This window comes from Streptomyces sp. NRRL B-1347, assembly GCF_000720325.1.
Lineage (GTDB): Bacteria > Actinomycetota > Actinomycetes > Streptomycetales > Streptomycetaceae > Streptomyces.
This window is the reverse complement of the sequence record NZ_JOJM01000009.1, coordinates 122666-139295: the sequence shown is the minus strand read 5'-3', so window position 1 is coordinate 139295 and position 16630 is coordinate 122666. Positions and strand designations below refer to the sequence as shown.

General features: G+C 72.7%; 13 protein-coding genes. 7 read left to right on the top strand and 6 right to left on the bottom strand.

Annotated elements, in window-relative coordinates; genetic code table 11:
* Positions 1-18: 18 nt before the first annotated feature.
* From IG74_RS0111900 to IG74_RS0111885, 4 genes are read left to right on the top strand one after another with little or no spacing between them, the layout of a single operon-like run.
* A complete protein-coding gene (locus IG74_RS0111900) occupies positions 19-978 on the top strand; it encodes an ABC transporter permease (protein WP_030674143.1) in 960 nt (319 codons plus the stop codon).
* The gene (locus tag IG74_RS0111895; protein ID WP_078868722.1) at positions 978-3056 is read left to right on the top strand and encodes a dipeptide/oligopeptide/nickel ABC transporter permease/ATP-binding protein; all 2079 of its coding nucleotides are present in this window, start codon (positions 978-980) and stop codon (positions 3054-3056) included. Before IG74_RS0111900 ends, IG74_RS0111895 begins: the two co-directional genes overlap by 1 nt.
* Positions 3043-4128 (top strand): oligopeptide/dipeptide ABC transporter ATP-binding protein, encoded by a 1086-nt coding sequence (locus IG74_RS0111890; RefSeq protein ID WP_030674137.1) that lies wholly within the window; start codon positions 3043-3045, stop codon positions 4126-4128. The genes IG74_RS0111895 and IG74_RS0111890 overlap by 14 nt, the downstream gene beginning before the upstream one ends.
* Positions 4125-5063, top strand: coding sequence for a dihydrodipicolinate synthase family protein (locus IG74_RS0111885; protein ID WP_030674134.1), 939 nt, complete (start codon positions 4125-4127; stop codon positions 5061-5063). Before IG74_RS0111890 ends, IG74_RS0111885 begins: the two co-directional genes overlap by 4 nt.
* A gap of 6 nt (positions 5064-5069) precedes the next feature.
* Here the strand turns inward: IG74_RS0111885 and IG74_RS0111880 are convergent, their stop codons facing one another.
* The 5 genes from IG74_RS0111880 to leuA all read right to left on the bottom strand — a co-directional run bounded on the left by IG74_RS0111880 (position 5070) and on the right by leuA (position 12090).
* Positions 5070-5750, bottom strand: coding sequence for a response regulator (locus IG74_RS0111880; protein ID WP_030674131.1), 681 nt, complete (start codon positions 5748-5750; stop codon positions 5070-5072).
* Complete coding sequence (locus IG74_RS0111875) at positions 5747-7048, bottom strand: sensor histidine kinase (RefSeq protein WP_078868721.1); 1302 nt, start codon at positions 7046-7048, stop codon at positions 5747-5749. The genes IG74_RS0111880 and IG74_RS0111875 overlap by 4 nt, the downstream gene beginning before the upstream one ends.
* Before the next feature lie 70 nt (positions 7049-7118).
* A complete protein-coding gene (locus tag IG74_RS0111870; protein WP_030674125.1) occupies positions 7119-9215 on the bottom strand; it encodes an MMPL family transporter in 2097 nt (698 codons plus the stop codon).
* Between the two features lie 200 nt (positions 9216-9415).
* Positions 9416-10075 (bottom strand): TerB family tellurite resistance protein, encoded by a 660-nt coding sequence (locus tag IG74_RS0111865; protein WP_051854804.1) that lies wholly within the window; start codon positions 10073-10075, stop codon positions 9416-9418.
* A 293-nt stretch (positions 10076-10368) separates the two neighbouring features.
* Positions 10369-12090 (bottom strand): 2-isopropylmalate synthase, encoded by a 1722-nt coding sequence (gene leuA, locus IG74_RS0111860; protein ID WP_030674121.1) that lies wholly within the window; start codon positions 12088-12090, stop codon positions 10369-10371.
* 441 nt (positions 12091-12531) lie between these two features.
* Between leuA and IG74_RS0111855 the strand changes: the two genes are divergently transcribed.
* The 3 genes from IG74_RS0111855 to IG74_RS0111845 all read left to right on the top strand — a co-directional run bounded on the left by IG74_RS0111855 (position 12532) and on the right by IG74_RS0111845 (position 15409).
* Positions 12532-13617 (top strand): M4 family metallopeptidase, encoded by a 1086-nt coding sequence (locus IG74_RS0111855; protein WP_030674119.1) that lies wholly within the window; start codon positions 12532-12534, stop codon positions 13615-13617.
* Between the two features lie 70 nt (positions 13618-13687).
* The gene (locus tag IG74_RS0111850) at positions 13688-13954 is read left to right on the top strand and encodes a protealysin inhibitor emfourin (protein WP_030674117.1); all 267 of its coding nucleotides are present in this window, start codon (positions 13688-13690) and stop codon (positions 13952-13954) included.
* A gap of 78 nt (positions 13955-14032) precedes the next feature.
* Positions 14033-15409 (top strand): GH1 family beta-glucosidase, encoded by a 1377-nt coding sequence (locus IG74_RS0111845; RefSeq protein ID WP_030674115.1) that lies wholly within the window; start codon positions 14033-14035, stop codon positions 15407-15409.
* Here IG74_RS0111845 and era read toward each other — a convergent pair.
* A complete protein-coding gene (gene era / locus IG74_RS0111840; RefSeq protein WP_030674113.1) occupies positions 15389-16342 on the bottom strand; it encodes a GTPase Era in 954 nt (317 codons plus the stop codon). The two genes, IG74_RS0111845 and era, sit on opposite strands and share 21 nt — an antisense overlap.
* Positions 16343-16630: the final 288 nt, after the last annotated feature.

Here is a 16630-nt window from a genome sequence, read left to right as displayed (position 1 = left end):
CCTGAGGAGCCGTACCACGTGACCGCGATCCTGCGCATCCTGCTCCGCCGCATCGCCCTGCTCGTCCCGCTGCTGCTCGGCATCGTCCTGTTCGTCTTCCTCGTCATGCGGTTCTCGGACGTCGACCCGGCGTCCGCGTTCTTCCAGGGCGCCAACCCCACCCCCGAGCAACTGCACCAGTTCCGCGAGGAGAACGGCCTGCTCGACCCGCTGCCGGTGCGCTACGTCGACTTCGTCGGCGACCTGCTCCACGGCGACATGGGCATCAGCGTCCTGACCCGCTCCGAGGTCGTCGACCAGGTCACCACGGCCCTGCCGCTGACGATGCAGCTCACCTTCCTCGGCCTCGGCATCGCCGTCGTCGTCTCGCTGCTGCTCGGCGTGACCGCCGCGATCTACCGCGACCGGCTGCCCGACCAGATCGTCCGCGTCGTCTCCCTGACCGGCGTGGCCGCGCCCGGCTTCTGGCTGGCGCTGCTCATGATCCAGTACCTGGCCGTGGACCTGGGCTGGTTCCCGACCGGCGGCTACATCAACCCCAACGACTCCTTCACCGGCTGGCTCAAGACGATGACGCTGCCCGCGCTCGCCCTGTCCCTGCCGGTGGCCGCGCAGATGACCCGCATCATCCGCACCGCCGTCGTCGAGGAGCTCGACAAGGACTACGTCCGCACCGCCGTCGGCAGCGGCCTGCCGCCCGTCGTGGTCGTCGGCCGCAACGTCCTGCGCAACGCCCTCATCAACCCGCTCACCGTGCTCGGCCTGCGCGTCGGCTACCTCCTCGGCGGCGCCGTCGTCATCGAGACGATCTTCTCCCTGCCCGGCATGGGCAAGCTGATGATCGACGCGGTGAAGAACGGCGACCCCGCCGTCGTGCAGGGCGTCGTCATCACCACCGCCGTCGGCTTCGTCGTGGTGAACCTCGTCATCGACATCCTCTACCTCCTGGTCAACCCGCGCCTGAGGGGAACCTCCTGATGCTGTTCGCCTCGCGCAAGGCGCTGACCGACAGGCTCGCCCGGCCGGGCCTGCGCCTGAAGTCGCTGCGCAAGCTGCCCGTCCTGTCGCGGATCGCGGTCGGCGTCCTCGCCGTCGTCGTCCTCGTCGCCCTGTTCGCGCCGCTGCTCGCCCCGCACGACCCGCTCGAACAGCAGTCCCTGGTGGGCGGCACCGGGGCCCCCTCGGCCGACCACTGGATGGGCCAGGACAGCCTCGGCCGGGACATCCTCAGCCGGCTGATGTACGGCGCCCGCTGGTCCCTTGCCATCGGGCTCGGCGCGACCCTGCTCGCCCTCACCGTCGGCGCCGTCATCGGGGCGGTCGCGGCGACCTCGCGCAAGGCCGTGGACGAAACGCTCATGCGGGTCCTGGACGTCGTCATGGCGTTCCCCGGCATCGCGCTCGCCGCCGTCCTCGTCGCCGTGTTCGGCGGCGGCCTCACCGTCCTCATCTGCGCGATCGCGTTCCTGTTCACCCCGCCCATCGCCCGTGTCGTACGCGCCAACGTCCTGGACCAGTACGGCGAGGACTACGTCACCGCCGAGCGCGTCGTCGGCGCCCGCACCCCGCACATCCTCATCAAGCACGTCGCCATCAACTGCGCCGCGCCCGTCCTCGTCTTCTGCACCGTGCAGGTCGCCGAGGCCATCGTCTTCGAGGCCTCGCTGTCCTTCATCGGCGCGGGCGTCCGGCCCCCCGACCCGTCCTGGGGCAGCGTCATCGCCGACGGCAAGAACATGGTGCTCATCGGCGGCTGGTGGGCGACCGTGTTCCCCGGCCTCCTGATGCTCCTGACCGTCCTGTCGCTGAACGTCCTGTCCGAAGGCGTGTCCGACGCCTGGGCCGCGCCCTCGGGCCGCGAGGTCGACCCCGCCCGCGCCAAGGACAAGGTCGAGGCCCCCGAGCCCGGCAGCGGCGAGGTCCTCGAACTGCCCGGCCTCGCCGACGCCGCCGCCCGCCTGCGCGCCCGCGCCCGGCCGCTGCCCGAGGGCACGCCCGTCCTGAACGTGCGGGACCTGGCCATCGGCTTCGAGGCCCGGCACGAAGGCGTCGACATCGTCGACGGCATCAGCTTCCAGGTGCGGCCCGGCGAAGTCCTCGGCCTCGTCGGCGAGTCCGGCTGCGGCAAGTCCCTCACCGCCCTGACCGTCATGGGGCTCCAGCCCAAGGGCGCCCGCGTCCGCGGCCACGTCACCTTCGACGGGCAGGAGCTGATCGGCCTGCCCATGCGGGCCAGGCGCCGGCTGCTCGGCCACGACATGGCGATGATCTACCAGGACGCCCTGTCCTCCCTGAACCCGGCGATGACCGTGCGCGCCCAGCTCAAACAGGTCGTCCGGCGCGGCGGCCACCGCAGCCCCGCCGAGCTGCTCGCCCTCGTGGGCCTCGACCCGGACCGCACCCTGCGCAGCTATCCGCACGAGCTGTCCGGCGGCCAGCGCCAGCGCGTGCTCATCGCGATGGCCCTGTCCCGCGACCCGAAGCTGATCGTCGCGGACGAGCCCACCACCGCCCTGGACGTCACCGTGCAGGCGCAGGTCATCCAGCTGCTCCTGCGGCTCCGCGCCGAGCTGGGCTTCGCCCTGATCCTGGTCTCCCACGACCTGGCGCTCGTCGCGGACGTGACCGACCGCGTCGCGGTGATGTACGGCGGCCAGATCGTCGAGACCGGGGTCACCGCGGAGCTCGTGGAGTACCCCACCCACCACTACACGCGCGGCCTGCTCGGCTCCGTCCTCTCCCTGGAGTCCGCCGCCGAACGGCTCACCCAGATCAAGGGCGTCGTCCCCTCCCCCGCCGACTTCCCCGCCGGGTGCCGCTTCGCCGACCGCTGCCCGCTCGCGGACGAGCGGTGCCGCACGACGGCCCCGGAACTCCTGGGCGTGCTCTCCCACCGGACGGCCTGCCACCACCCGGCCCTGGCCCCCCACGAGCCCGCGGCACGGGAGCGCCCCGCACGGGAGCGCCCCGAAGGGGCGCGGGGAACTGCGCGACCAGCCACAGACGGCCCGCAGCCACCGGAATCACGGGAAGGGATCGCACATGACGCCCGCTGAGGCGCCCACATCAGAACTCGTGACGCTCCGCGATGCCCACGTCGTTCACAAAGCTCGCACCGGCGGCGTCTTCTCCCGCGACAAGGTGTACGCCCTCACCGGCGCCGACCTGACCATCGCCCCCGGCGAAACCGTCGGCGTCGTCGGCGAGTCGGGCTGCGGCAAGTCGACCCTGGCCAAGGTCCTCGTGGGCATCCAGCGCCCCACGACGGGCACGGTCGCCTACCGCGGCCGCGACCTGTGGCGGATGAAGCCCCCGGAGCGGCGCACCACCATCGGCAGCGACACCGCCATGATCTTCCAGGACCCCTCGACGGCGCTGAACCGGCGGCTGCCCGTCCGTCAGATCCTGCGCGACCCGCTCGACGTCCACCGGCGCGGCAAACCGGCCCAGCGCGAGGAGCGCGTACGGGAGTTGATGAGCCTCGTCGGCCTGCCCACGGCGCTCGCGGACGGCCTGCCCGGCCAGCTCTCGGGCGGCCAGCGCCAACGCGTCGCGATCGCCAGGGCCCTGGCCCTCGAACCCGAGCTCGTCGTCGCCGACGAACCCACCAGCGCCCTGGACGTCTCCGTCCGCGCCCAGATCCTCAACCTCCTCCTCGACCTGAAGGAACGCCTCGGCCTCGCCCTGGTGTTCGTCTCCCACGACATCCAGACCGTCCGCAGGATGAGCGACCGGGTGATCACCATGTATCTGGGCCGGATCGTCGAGGAGGCGCCCGCCGCCGACATCCTCGACCAGGCCCGGCACCCCTACACCCGCGCCCTGTTCTCCGCCACGCCCGGCCTCCTGGACCCCATCGACCCCATCCCGCTCGTCGGCCCCGTCCCCTCCGCGACCCGGCCACCCAGCGGATGTCCCTTCCGGACACGCTGCTGGAAGGCGGACGACGCGTGCGCGGCCGCCATGCCGGACACTACGGATGAGGGGTCCGCGCACCGCTTCCGGTGCCACCACCCCGTACCGGCGGGCGAGACCACGCGCGACCTGGTCAGCCAGTCGGCGCAGGCTTCGCAGCCGGCGTCCACCGCGACGGCCGCCGCCACGGCCACGTCCAAGGAGGCTCCATGACCGCACTCCCCACCCTGTTGACCGGTGTCGTCCCGCCCGTCTGCACCCCACTGACACCGGACAACGAGGTGGACGTCGCCTCGCTCGAACGCCTCGTCGACCACCTGGTCGGCGCGGGCGTGGACGCGCTGTTCGTCCTCGGCTCGTCGTCGGAGGCGGCGTACCTGCCCGACGCCCACCGCAGGACCGTGGTGTCCACGGTCGTGCGCCACGTGGGCGGCCAGCTCCCCGTCCTCGCCGGGGCCATCGACATGACGACGCTGCGCGTCCTCGACCACGTGCGGGCCGCGGCCGCCGGCGGGGCCGACGGCGTCGTCGTGACCGCGCCCTTCTACACCCGCACCCACCCCGCCGAGATCGCCCGCCACTACCGGCTCGTCGCCGACCGCGGCGGCCTGCCCGTCTTCGCCTACGACCTGCCCGTATCGGTGCACACCAAGCTCGAAGCGGACCTCGTCCTCGACCTCGCGGCCGACGGCACCCTTGCCGGGCTCAAGGACTCCAGCGGCGACGACGGCGGCCTGCGCCGCGTGATCCTGGGCGCCCGCGCCCACACCGGCACCCCCTCCTTCAGCGTCCTCACCGGCTCGGAGCTGACGGTCGACTCCGCCCTCGCGATGGGCGCCGACGGCGTGGTCCCGGGGCTCGGCAACGTCGACCCCGACGGCTACGTCCGCCTCTACCGCGCGGCCCGCGCCGCCGACTGGGACCGCGCCCGCGCCGAACAGGACCGCCTCTGCGCCCTGTTCCGCATGACCGAGACCGGCTCTCCCGCCCGCATGGGCCGCAGCTCATCCGGTCTCGGCGCCTTCAAGGCCGCCCTCCACCTCCGCGGCATCATCGCCCACCCCACCACGGCGGCCCCCCAGATCCCCCTCTCCCCTGAGGACGTGGAGCGCGTGGGCAAGCACCTGGCGACGGCGGGGCTGCTGTAGGCGTCCTCAGCCGCCCGGTGTGACGAGGCCCGCCTCGTAGGCGGTGATGACCAGTTGGGCACGGTCGCGGGCGGTGAGCTTGCCCATGATGCGGCTGACGTGGGTCTTGGCCGTGAGCGGGCTGAGGCCCAGGGCCTCCGCCACCTCCGTGTTGTTCAGGCCGCGGGCGACCAGGGTGAGGACCTGGCGTTCGCGGTCGGAGAGGGTGGCCAGGGAGCGTGGGGCGTCGTCCGTGCCGCCGGGGGTCTCCGGCTGGCGCAGCACGCGGGCGATGAGGCGGGCCGTCGGGCCCGGGGACAGCAGGGACTCGCCCGCGGCGACCGTGCGGATCGCCTCCAGGAGCTCCGCCGGCTTCGTGTCCTTGACGAGGAAGCCGGACGCCCCGGCCCGCAGCGCCTCGACGACGTGCTCGTCGGTGTCGTACGTGGTGAGCATGAGGACCTTCACCCCGGCGAGGTCCTCGTCGGCGGCGATGAGGCGCGTCGCCTCGATCCCGTCGAGGTCGGGCATGCGGACGTCCATGACGACGAGGTCCGCGCGCCGGGTGCGGGCCAGCTCGACGGCCTCGCGGCCGGTGCCCGCCTGGGCCACGACGTCCATGTCGGGCGCGGACTCGACGAGCATCGCGAACGCGGCGCGCACGAGGGCCTGGTCGTCGGCGAGGAGCACGCGGATCGCCGGCGTCACCGCTCCGCCGCCCTCTCGGCCGGCGCCGACTCCCGTGCGCCGAGCGGCAGTTCAGCCACCACTTCGAACCCCCGTCCGTCGCGCGGGCCGGCCTCGAGCGTCCCGCCGACGCTGCGTGCCCGCTCCCGCATCCCGATGATGCCGAACCCCGGCGCGGCCCGCGCGGCGGGGGGTGCGGCGGGCCCGGTGCCGTCGTCGGTCACGGACAGGCGCAGGGCGCCGTCGCGCTCCCCTATCGCCACGCGCACGGCGAGTCCGGGGCCGCCGTGCCGGACGGCGTTGGTCAGGGCCTCCTGCACGATGCGGTAGGCCGCGGCCCCGACGACGGGCGGCACGGCGGCCACCTCCGCCATCGCGAGGTCGACCTCGGCGCCCGCGGTACGGGCCGCGCCCGCGAGGTCGCCGATGCCGTCGATGCCGGGCAGCGGGCCGCGGTTCTCGTCGGGCGCGTCCCCTGACTCGGTCCCGGAGCGCAGCACTTCGAGGGTCGCGCGCAGTTCGCCGCGCGCGGCCCGGCAGGTGTCGGCGATGTCGTCGAGGGCACCGGCGATGGCCGCCCGGTCGAGCCGCTCGGGGTCGGCGGCGAGCACGTGCGCGGCCACCGACGTCTGCACGCCGACGAGCGTGATGCTGTGCGCGAGCAGGTCGTGCAGATCGCGGGCGACCCGCAGGCGCTCCTCGGCGACGCGGCGACGCGCCTCCTCCTCGCGGGTGCGCTCGGCCCGCTCGGCGCGCTCGACGACGGAGCTGATGTACTGCCGGTGCACGCGCACGTACGTACCGAAGATCAGCACGGCGACGATCCAGCCGGTGATCCGCACGACCTCCACGGCCGGGTCCCGGTCGACGCACGCGTTGACGACGAACATGACGGCGATGAGGTGCAGGCCGGTGAGCAGCGTGCGGCGGGGGCGGCCGGAGACGGCGACGGAGTACAGGGCGACCATGCCGGCGTGGGTCGCCGCGGCGTGCGTGTAGCCCACCGCGTGGTACGGCCCGACGAAGGCCATGGTGGCGAGCAGCGCGGGCATCGGCCTGCTGCGGCGCCAGACCAGCGGGACGTGGCCGCAGAGCAGGAGCGTCCAGCCGAGCGCGTCCGGCGTACGGCCGTCCTTGACCAGGAGGGCGAGCACGACGGCGAGCCCGGCGAGGTGCGCCGCGAAGACCGCGTCCTGCCGGAGCGCGCGCCGCGAGCCCGGCACCGCTCCGGAGAACGGCCACCAGGGGCGTACGGCGGACGGCGGGTACAGCACGTCGTCGCCTCCCCCTTCCCGTACACGTGTCGCGGCTGCGTCCATGCGTCGGCTCTCATCTTCCTGTACGGCGGCGCCCCTCCGGCAGGGAGGGGCGCCGCGGGGTGCGTACGGGTCAGCGGACGGGGGCCAGTTCGGGCTCCTCCCGCGCGGGCGGGGTGGGGGTGAGGGGGCGCCGCGAGAGCGGCCCCGGCCACCACACCTTGTCGCCGAGGGCGAGGCTCGCGGACGTCACCAGGTAGGTGCGCACCAGGAAGGTGTCCAGGAGCACGCCGACCGCGATCACGAAGCCCAGCTCGACGAGTTGCACCATCGGCATGTTGGTCAGGACCGCGAAGGTCGCGGCGAGCACGAGGCCCGCGGACGCGATCACGCCTCCCGTGGTGCGCAGCGCGGTGAGCGCGGCGGCGCCGGTCTCCGCTCCTTCCAGGCACTCCTCGCGCATGCGGTGCATGAGGAAGATGCCGTAGTCGACGCCGAGGGCGACGAGGAAGACGAAGGAGAGCAGGCCGAGCCCGGGGTCGGTGCCGTCGAAGCCGAAGAGCGGCCCGAAGACGAGGCCTCCGATGCCGAGCGACGCGCCCCACACCGCGACGACCGCGAGGAGCAGCAGCAGCGGCGCGACGAGGCTGCGCAGGAGTGCGACGAGGACGAGGAGCACGGCGGCGAGGACGATCGGCACGACGACGAGGCGGTCGCGGGCGTTGGTGTCCTTGAGGTCGAGCTGCTCGGCGCTCGGCCCGCCGACGTACGCCCCGCTCGGGTCGAGCTCGTCGCGCAGGGCCTCGATCGTCGCGGTCTCGGCGGACGTCTGCGGCGGGGCCTTGGCGACCACCGAGAGCTCCGTCCACTTCTCGGCGGTGCGGCCGCGCTCCACGCTGTCGACGCCGGGTACGGACCGTGCCCGGCCGAGGAGTTCGTCGGTCTTGTCCGTCGGCACGATGACGTTGATGGGCTGCGTGCCGCGTTCCGGATAGGCCTCGGCGAGGGTCTCCATCGCGGCGATGGAGTCGGGCTTGCTGGTGAAGGAGTCCTCCTGCTTGAGGTTGCCGGGCAGGTTGAAGGCGCCGAGGGCGAGGGCGCCGAGCAGCACGGCCCCGGCGCCGAGGACGGCCAGCGGCCTGCGCCCGGCGGACGAGCCCATGGACGCGAACAGGGAGCGGCGCTTCTTGGGCGTGCTGCCGAAGGCGGGCACGATCGGCCAGAACACCCGGCGGCCGAGTACGACGAGCAGCGCGGGCAGCAGCGTCAGCATCGCCACGAGTGCGCTGAGCACGCCCACCGCGCCCAACGGACCCATGCCGCGGCTGGAGTTGAGGTCGGCGGCGAGCAGACAGAACAGGCCCGCGGCGACGGTGCCGGAGGAGGCGAGCACGGCGGGGCCGCAGCCGCGGAGCGCGACGACCATGGCGTCGTACGGCCGCTCGACGCGGCGGAGTTCCTCGCGGTAGCGGGAGACGATCAGGAGGGCGTAGTCGGTGCCCGCGCCGAAGACGAGGATCGTCATGATGCCGGAGCTCTGGCCGCTGACGGAGGTGCCGAAGGCCTGGTTGAGGCCGTAGGCGACGCCCATGGAGAGGAAGTTGGCGACGCCCGCGACGACGAGCGGTACGAGCCACAGGAACGGGCTGCGGTAGATGAGGACCAGCAGGACCGCCACCACGGCGACGGTGGTGTAGAGCAGGGGCCCGTCGAGCGACTCGTAGACCTCGCTCGCGTCGGTGGCGAGCGCGCCGGACCCGCCGACGTCGGCGCTCAGGCCGTTCCCGCCCTTCACGACGTCGCGCACGTCGTTGACGAAGGCGTCCCGCTTCTCCTCGTCCGTGCCCGGCGCGGTGCTCGCGACCGCGTACATCAGCGTCGTGCCGTCCTTCGACGCCACCCCCGTGGGCGTCGCGACCAGCTTCAGCTGCCGGTCCACGGCCGCCGCCTGGCCCGCGGCCGTCTTCCGGTCGGCGGCGGTGAGGCCGCCGTCGCGGTGGTAGACGAGCACCAGCTCGGTGGTCTCGCCGCCGGGCAGCTGCTCCTGGATCTTGGCGACCTGGGTCGAGTCGGCGCTCGCGGGCAGGTAGTCCACGGCCCGGTCCTTCTGGACGTCGCCGAGCTTCCCGGCGAGCGGCCAGGCGAGCGCGAGCACGGCGACCCAGATGCCCAGCAGGACCCAGGGCACGGCACGTGGTCGCCGGCGCTGCCTTGTTGTCGCGGCCCCCATCGGTGGGCCTCCCTCCCGTGACGGTGTCTGACGACTTCCAGAGTTCCGTCGGCGGAGGGCCGATGCGTCGGACGCGGGGGCGAGTTGCGCGTTACGCCCACGGGTGGCACGGGGCGGTGACTACTCCCCGGGGAGTAACCGCGGGGAGTACGGGAGGCCTCCCCGCCGCGAGGCCGGGGTGCTCAGGGAGGCCGGGGTGCTCAGGACGGGGTGCGCTGGGCGGCCGCCATGAGCCGGGCCACGTCGTCGGTGCCGATGGTCAGGGCGCAGCCCGCCGTGGCGAGCACGTCGCGCTCGGCGGGGGTGTACGGCCCGTCGGCGAGGGCGATGCGGGCGCCCTTGAGCAGCAGTGCCTCGCGGCCCGCGGGGGCCAGGTGCGGGGCGAGCGGGCCGAGCGCCTCGTGGAGTTCGATGGCGAGGCCGGGCGCGCAGTCGGGGGCGCCGGGGCGGCCGGTGTCGGCGGCGAGCGCGTTGACGAGGGCGACGACGCGTTCCTCGGTGCAGTCGTCGAACCCGGCGCCGCGCAGGGTGGCGACGGCCGCGTCGAGCGTGCTGCGGGAGGCGGCGCCGCCGGTGGTGAGCACGGCGATGACGACGGTGTGCACGGCCTCGCGGAGCATGGCGGCGAGCCGGATGGTGGTGGGGTGGTCGAGCGCGTCGAGCCCGAAGTGGTCCTGGCAGGCGGCGCATTCGACGACGGGCCCGGTCCGGCCGCGGGAGAGCAGCGGCACGCCGAGGAAGACGAACCTGCGGCGTCCGCTGCGCCGCTGGTAGTTGCGGTCGCCGCCGCAGCCGGGGCAGAAGAACTCGCCGTCGCAGACGGTGGTCCAGGCGGTGCGGGTGCCGATCAGACGGCGCATCCGGTACAGGCCCGCGAGCCGGCCCCGGTCCGGCGGGGTGCCCGGAGCGCGGGAGTCGTGGGAATTCCGGCCGTCTCGTTCCCGGTCTGGCAGCACCACGCACCTCCACGACTCCGCGGCCGCCCTGCCGCGTTGGCGTGATGTTAGCCACATCGATGATGCCGCGTCAGTACCCCGGACGGGAGATGGCCGGTAGCAGGCCCGCGACCAGCCGCCCGGCGCGCCGTGGCCCCGCCCGCCACAAGGGCGGACGGGGCCACGAAAGCACCGGTCGAACTGGGGGTCGAACAGCCTCAGCGGGCCGCGCGGTTGACGGCCGAGACGACGGCCTTCAGCGAGGCACGTGTCGTATTCGCGTCGATGCCGACGCCCCACAGGACCTTGTCGCCGACGACGCACTCGATGTACGAGGCCGCCTGCGCGGAGGCCTCGGCGCTCATCGTGTGCTCCTGGTAGTCCAGCAGGCGGGCGTCGATGCCGACGGACTGCAGGGCCGCGAAGAACGCGGAGATCGGGCCGTTGCCGGTGCCGGTGAGGACCGTGGACTCGCCGTCCACGATCGCCCCGACGGTCAGCGTGTCGGCGCCGTCGTCGCCCATGGTCGTCTGGCTGGCGCGCAGCTGGATGCGGCCCCAGGGGTTATCCGGGTTGGGCAGGTACTCGTCCTGGAAGACGCTCCAGATCGCGTCGGGCGAGACCTCGCCGCCCTCGGCGTCGGTCTTCGCCTGGATGATCTTCGAGAACTCGATCTGCATCCGGCGCGGCAGGTCCAGCTTGTGGTCGTTCTTCAGGACGTACGCGATGCCGCCCTTGCCGGACTGCGAGTTGACGCGGATCACGGCCTCGTACGAGCGGCCGACGTCCTTGGGGTCGATGGGCAGGTACGGCACGGCCCACTCGATGTCGTCGACCGTCTTGCCCGCGGCGGCCGCGCGGGACTCCATGGAGTCGAAGCCCTTCTTGATGGCGTCCTGGTGGGAGCCGGAGAAGGCGGTGTAGACGAGGTCGCCCGCGTACGGGTGGCGGGGGTGGACCTCCATCTGCGTGCAGTACTCGTACACCCGGCGGATCTCGTCGATGTCCGAGAAGTCGATCTGCGGGTCGATGCCCTGGCTGAACAGGTTCATGCCCAGGGCGACCAGGTCCACGTTGCCGGTGCGCTCGCCCTGGCCGAACAGGCAGCCCTCGACGCGGTCGCCGCCCGCCATCACGGCCAGCTCGGCGGCGGCGATGGCGGTGCCGCGGTCGTTGTGCGGATGGATGGACAGGCATACGTACTGTCGCCGGGACAGATGGCGGCTCATCCACTCGAAACGGTCCGCGTGCGTGGAGGGCGTCGAGCGCTCCACGGTCGCGGGCAGGTTCAGGATGATCTCGCGGTCGGCGTCGGGCTGCCAGGTGTCCATGACGCCCTCGCAGACCTCCAGGGCGAAGTCCAGCTCGGTGTCGGTGAAGATCTCCGGGCTGTACTGGTACCCGAAGACCGTCTCGGGGCCCAGCAGCTTCTCGGCGTACTCCATGACCAGGCGCGTGCCGTCGACGGCGATCTGCTTGACCTGGTCGCGCGAGCCGCGGAAGACGACCTCGCGCCACACCGGCGCGGTCGCGTTGTACAGGTGGACGGTGGCGCGGTTGGCGCCCTTCAGGGACGCGACGGTGCGCTCGATCAGCTCTTCGCGGGCCTGGGTGAGCACCGAGATCGTCACGTCGTCGGGGATGGCGCCCTCGTCCTCGATGATCGACCGGACGAAATCGAAGTCGGTCTGCCCGGAGGAGGGGAATCCGACCTCGATCTCCTTGTAGCCCATCTTGACCAGCAGGTCGAACATCGCCCGCTTGCGGGCCGGGGACATCGGGTCGATCAGCGCCTGGTTGCCGTCCCGCAGGTCCGTGGACAGCCACCGGGGCGCCACGGTGATGCGCTGGTCGGGCCAGGTGCGGTCGGGCAGATCCACCTGCTCGTACTGGCCGTACTTGTGGATCGGCATGGCGGAGGGACGTTGAAAATTCGGCATGGGGTGTGCGGGCTCCTCGGTGAGTCCTTCAGGACGGCCGACGGTCTTGCGCAGCACCGAACTCCGCGGGGAGGGGGTCGGCCTCGACTACAGGCCCTCGCCGCGGCGGCTAAGGAGAAGCAGCCCGTAACGCATGATGCTCAGCAGCCTAACCGAGCATCCGCCGATACGGCGTCCCGTATCACTATGCGGGACCTGCGCCGGTGCGCCGCGAACATTCCAACCGCTCCGGCAGCCGGGAGCGAGGGGGCAGGGCGTTAAAGCGCCCCGAAGGGGCGCGGGGAACTGCGCGCCCAGCCACAGACGGCCCGCAGCCAAGGCACGGCAGCTCCAGCCCAGCCTTAGCAGTCCAGGCCGCCTCGCAGGCCCCGTATCCCGGTATTTCACCAATCATGGTGGCAGCTAGTGACAGCGGCATGACCCGGTGCCACATTGCCACGCATGACCGCCAACCCAACGGGGAACCCGGAGAGGTTCGAGCCCGTCTTCTGCACCATCGTGCCGCCGTTCGTCCTGGACACCCTCGCCCAGAACCAGGACCCCGCCCTCGCCGGACCGGCCCGCCGCACCCTCCAGCGGGACGCCTTCGAGCGCACCCAGCGCCGACTGACCACGGTCATCGGCGCCCCGTCCGTCGCCGCGCCCAAGGGCGCCGAGGAGGGCAAGCCGCACCGCACCATCCACGACGCCAAGCACCGCACGGACCTGCCCGGCCGCAAGGTGCGCGGCGAGGGCGAGAAGGCCGGCAAGGACGCCACCGTCAACCGCGCGTACGACGGCCTCGGCGCGACCTTCGAGGTGTTCTTCAAGCACTTCGCGCGCGACTCGATCGACGGCGGCGGACTGCCGCTGAACGCCACCGTCCACTACGGCGAGGACTACGGGAACGCCTTCTGGAACGGCGAGCAGATGGTGTTCGGCGACGGGGACAGGGAGATCTTCCTCGACTTCACCATCCCCGTGGACGTGATCGGCCACGAGCTGACGCACGGCGTGGTCCAGTACACCGCCAACCTCACCTACTTCGGCCAGCCCGGCGCCCTGAACGAGTCCATGGCGGACGTCTTCGGCTCGCTGATCAAGCAGTACACGCTCGGCCAGACCGCCGCCGACGCCGACTGGCTGATCGGCGCGGGCCTGCTCGCCGAGCGCGTCACCGGCACCGCCCTGCGCTCCATGAAGGCCCCGGGCACCGCGTACGACGACGACGTCCTCGGCAAGGACCCGCAGCCCGCCACCATGGACGACTACGTCCGCACCGGCCGCGACAACGGCGGCGTGCACATCAACTCCGGCATCCCGAACCACGCCTTCTACCTGCTCGCCCAGACCCTCGGCGGCCACGCCTGGGAGCGGGCCGGGCAGATCTGGTACGCCGTCCTGACCGGCGGCGAGCTGGCCCAGGACGCGTCGTTCACGGACTTCGCCAAGCTGACGGTCGCGGCCGCCCGCGCCAAGTACGGGGACGGCGAGGAGCTCAAGGCGGTCCTGGACGCATGGGCGCAGGTCAAGGTGGCAGCGACCTGATCCGGCCGGAAGCCGTCGGGCCCTCGGGGGCCGCCTGGCGGGGCGCCGGAGCCTGGAGTAGACAGGACCCATGCGTATCCAGGTGAAGCGCACCGGAGGTTTCGGGGGCATCGAGCGGCACGCGGAGGTGGACACCACCGCGCGCGTCGATGCCCAGGAGTGGCACGCCCTGGCCGAGCGGGCCGTGGCCGACGGCCGGGGCGAGCCGCCGATCGGCGTGCCCGACGGCTTCAGCTACCAGATCACCGTCGACGGGCGCACCGTGTACTGCGCGGACCCGCGCCTGACCGACGACCAGCGACAGCTCATCACCCGGGTCCTGAAGGAGGGCTCGTAGCCGGCGGGAGACCGTCGCAACACCCTTTGTGCGCCCGGGCGTTGACTTCCGTTCCGCCCGGTGCGGATGATCCCGCGCATGGCGACCATCCCTCCGGGCCCCCGCGCCCCGCTGCCCCCGTTCCCGCGCGACTTCCTGTGGGGCGTGGCCACGTCGGCCCACCAGATCGAGGGCGCCGCCGACGAGCGCGGCCCGTCGGTCTGGGACGCCTTCACGGCCCTGCCGGGGAACGTGAAGGACGGCACCACGGCCGCCGTGGCCTGCGACCACGTGCGCCGCTACCGCGAGGACGTGGCCCTCGTCCGTGACCTGGGTGTGGGCGCGTACCGCTTCTCGGTGTCCTGGCCGCGCGTCCTGCCCGCCGGGACGGGCGCCGTCAGCGAGCGGGGCCTGGACTTCTACGACCGGCTCGTCGACGAGCTGTGCGCGGCGGGCGTGCGCCCCGTGCCGACGCTCTTCCACTGGGACACCCCGCTGGCCGTGGAGGAGGCGGGCGGCTGGCTCACGCGCGCGACGGCCGAGCGCTTCGCCGAGTACGTCGCCGTGGTCGCGGCCCGCATCGGCGACCGCGTACCGAAGTGGATCACCCTGAACGAGCCCGCCGAGCACACCCTGCTCGGCCACGCCCTGGGCCAGCACGCGCCCGGGAAGCGGCTGCTCTTCGACGCCCTTCCGGTGGCCCACCACCAGCTCCTCGGCCACGGCCTCGCGGTGCGGGCGCTGCGCGCCGCGGGCGCCCGGGACGTGGGCATCGCGAACTCGCACGGGCCGACCTGGCCCGCGTCCGACGCCCCCGAGGACCTGGCGGCCGCCGACTTCTACGACGTCCTCCTCAACCGGCTGTTCGCCGACCCGCTGCTCACCGGCCGCTACCCCGAGGCCGTCACGGAGCTGCTCGCCGCCGACGTGCCGGACCTGGCGGCGGACCTGAAGGTGATCGCCGAGCCGCTCGACTGGTACGGCGTGAACTTCTACCAGCCCACGCGGGTGGGTGCCCCCGCCGAGCACGCCACGGAGTTCTCCGGCGTGACGCTGCCGCCCCAGCTGCCCTTCGCGCCCCGCGAGATCACCGGGCACCCGCTGACCGGCTTCGGCTGGCCGGTGGTCCCCGAGGCCCTGACCGAGCTGCTCCTGACCCTCCGCGAGCGGTACGGCGACCGGCTTCCGCCCGTGGTCATCACGGAGAACGGCTGCTCCTACGACGGCCTGGACGACCAGGACCGCATCGCGTACCTGGACGGCCATCTGCGGGCCCTGCACCGGGCGGCGACGGCGGGCGTCGACGTCCGGGGCTACTTCGTGTGGTCGCTGCTCGACAACTTCGAGTGGGCGGAGGGCCACCGCCAGCGGTTCGGCCTGGTCCACGTCGACTACGCCACGCAGCAGCGCACCCCGAAGGCGTCCTACCACTGGCTCCGGTCGGCCCTGGCCGGACTAGAAGCCCAGGCGCCGTAGCTGCTTGGGGTCCCGCTGCCAGTCCTTCGCCACCTTCACGTGCAGGTCGAGGAAGACGGGCGTGCCGAGGAGCGCCTCGATCTGCTTGCGGGACTTGATGCCGACGTCCTTGAGCCGCTTGCCCTTGGGGCCGATGATGATGCCCTTCTGGCTGGACCGCTCGATGAACACGTTGGCGTGGATGTCGAGCAGGGGCTTGTCGGCGGGGCGGCCCTCGCGGGGCAGCATCTCCTCGACCACCACGGCGATGGAGTGCGGCAGCTCGTCCCGCACGCCCTCCAGGGCGGCCTCGCGGATCAGCTCGGCGACCATGACCTGCTCGGGCTCGTCCGTGAGGTCGCCCTCGGGGTAGAGCGCGGGGCCCTCCGGCAGCAGCGGCACCAGGAGGTCGGCGAGCAGGTCCACCTGCTTCTCGCCGACGGCGGAGACCGGCACGATCTCCTGCCACTGGAAGCCGAGCTCCTTGGCGAGCTGGTCGATCGCGATGAGCTGCTCGGCGAGCGCCTTGCTGTCGACCAGGTCGGTCTTGGTGACGATGGCGACCTTCGGCGCCTTCTTGATCGACGCCAGCTCCTTGGCGATGAACCGGTCGCCGGGCCCGATCTTCTGGTCCGCCGGCAGGCAGAAGCCGATCACGTCGACCTCGGCCCAGGTGGCGCGCACCACGTCGTTCAGCCGCTCGCCGAGCAGCGTGCGCGGCTTGTGCAGGCCGGGGGTGTCGACCAGGATCAGCTGCGCGTCGGGCCGGTGCACGATGCCGCGCACGGTGTGCCGGGTCGTCTGCGGCCGGTTCGAGGTGATGGCCACCTTCTTGCCGACCAGAGCGTTCGTCAGGGTGGACTTGCCGGCGTTGGGGCGGCCCACGAAGCAGGCGAAGCCCGCACGGTGGTCGCTCCGCTGGGTCGGCTGAGGGGTCTGGGTTCGAACGCTCATGGCGCCATTGTCCCTGATCTTTTCCCCCGGGGTCGCCTCGGGCGGTCCCCCGCACCCTGGTCTCTCCCCACCCGCCCGCCCCTCCGTCGCGCTGACGCGCTCGTCCTCAAACGCCGGACGGGCTGGATTCGTGCCGGTGCGGACCGGATCTCCCCTGCGGACCGCAGACACGATCCGGCCCGCACCGGAGACTTTCAGCCCGTCCGGCGTTTGAGGACGAGGCGCGGAGCGCCGAAAAGCAGGGGCGCGGGGGCGGCAGCCCCCGGATCGGGAAGGGGCGCCCGCGCG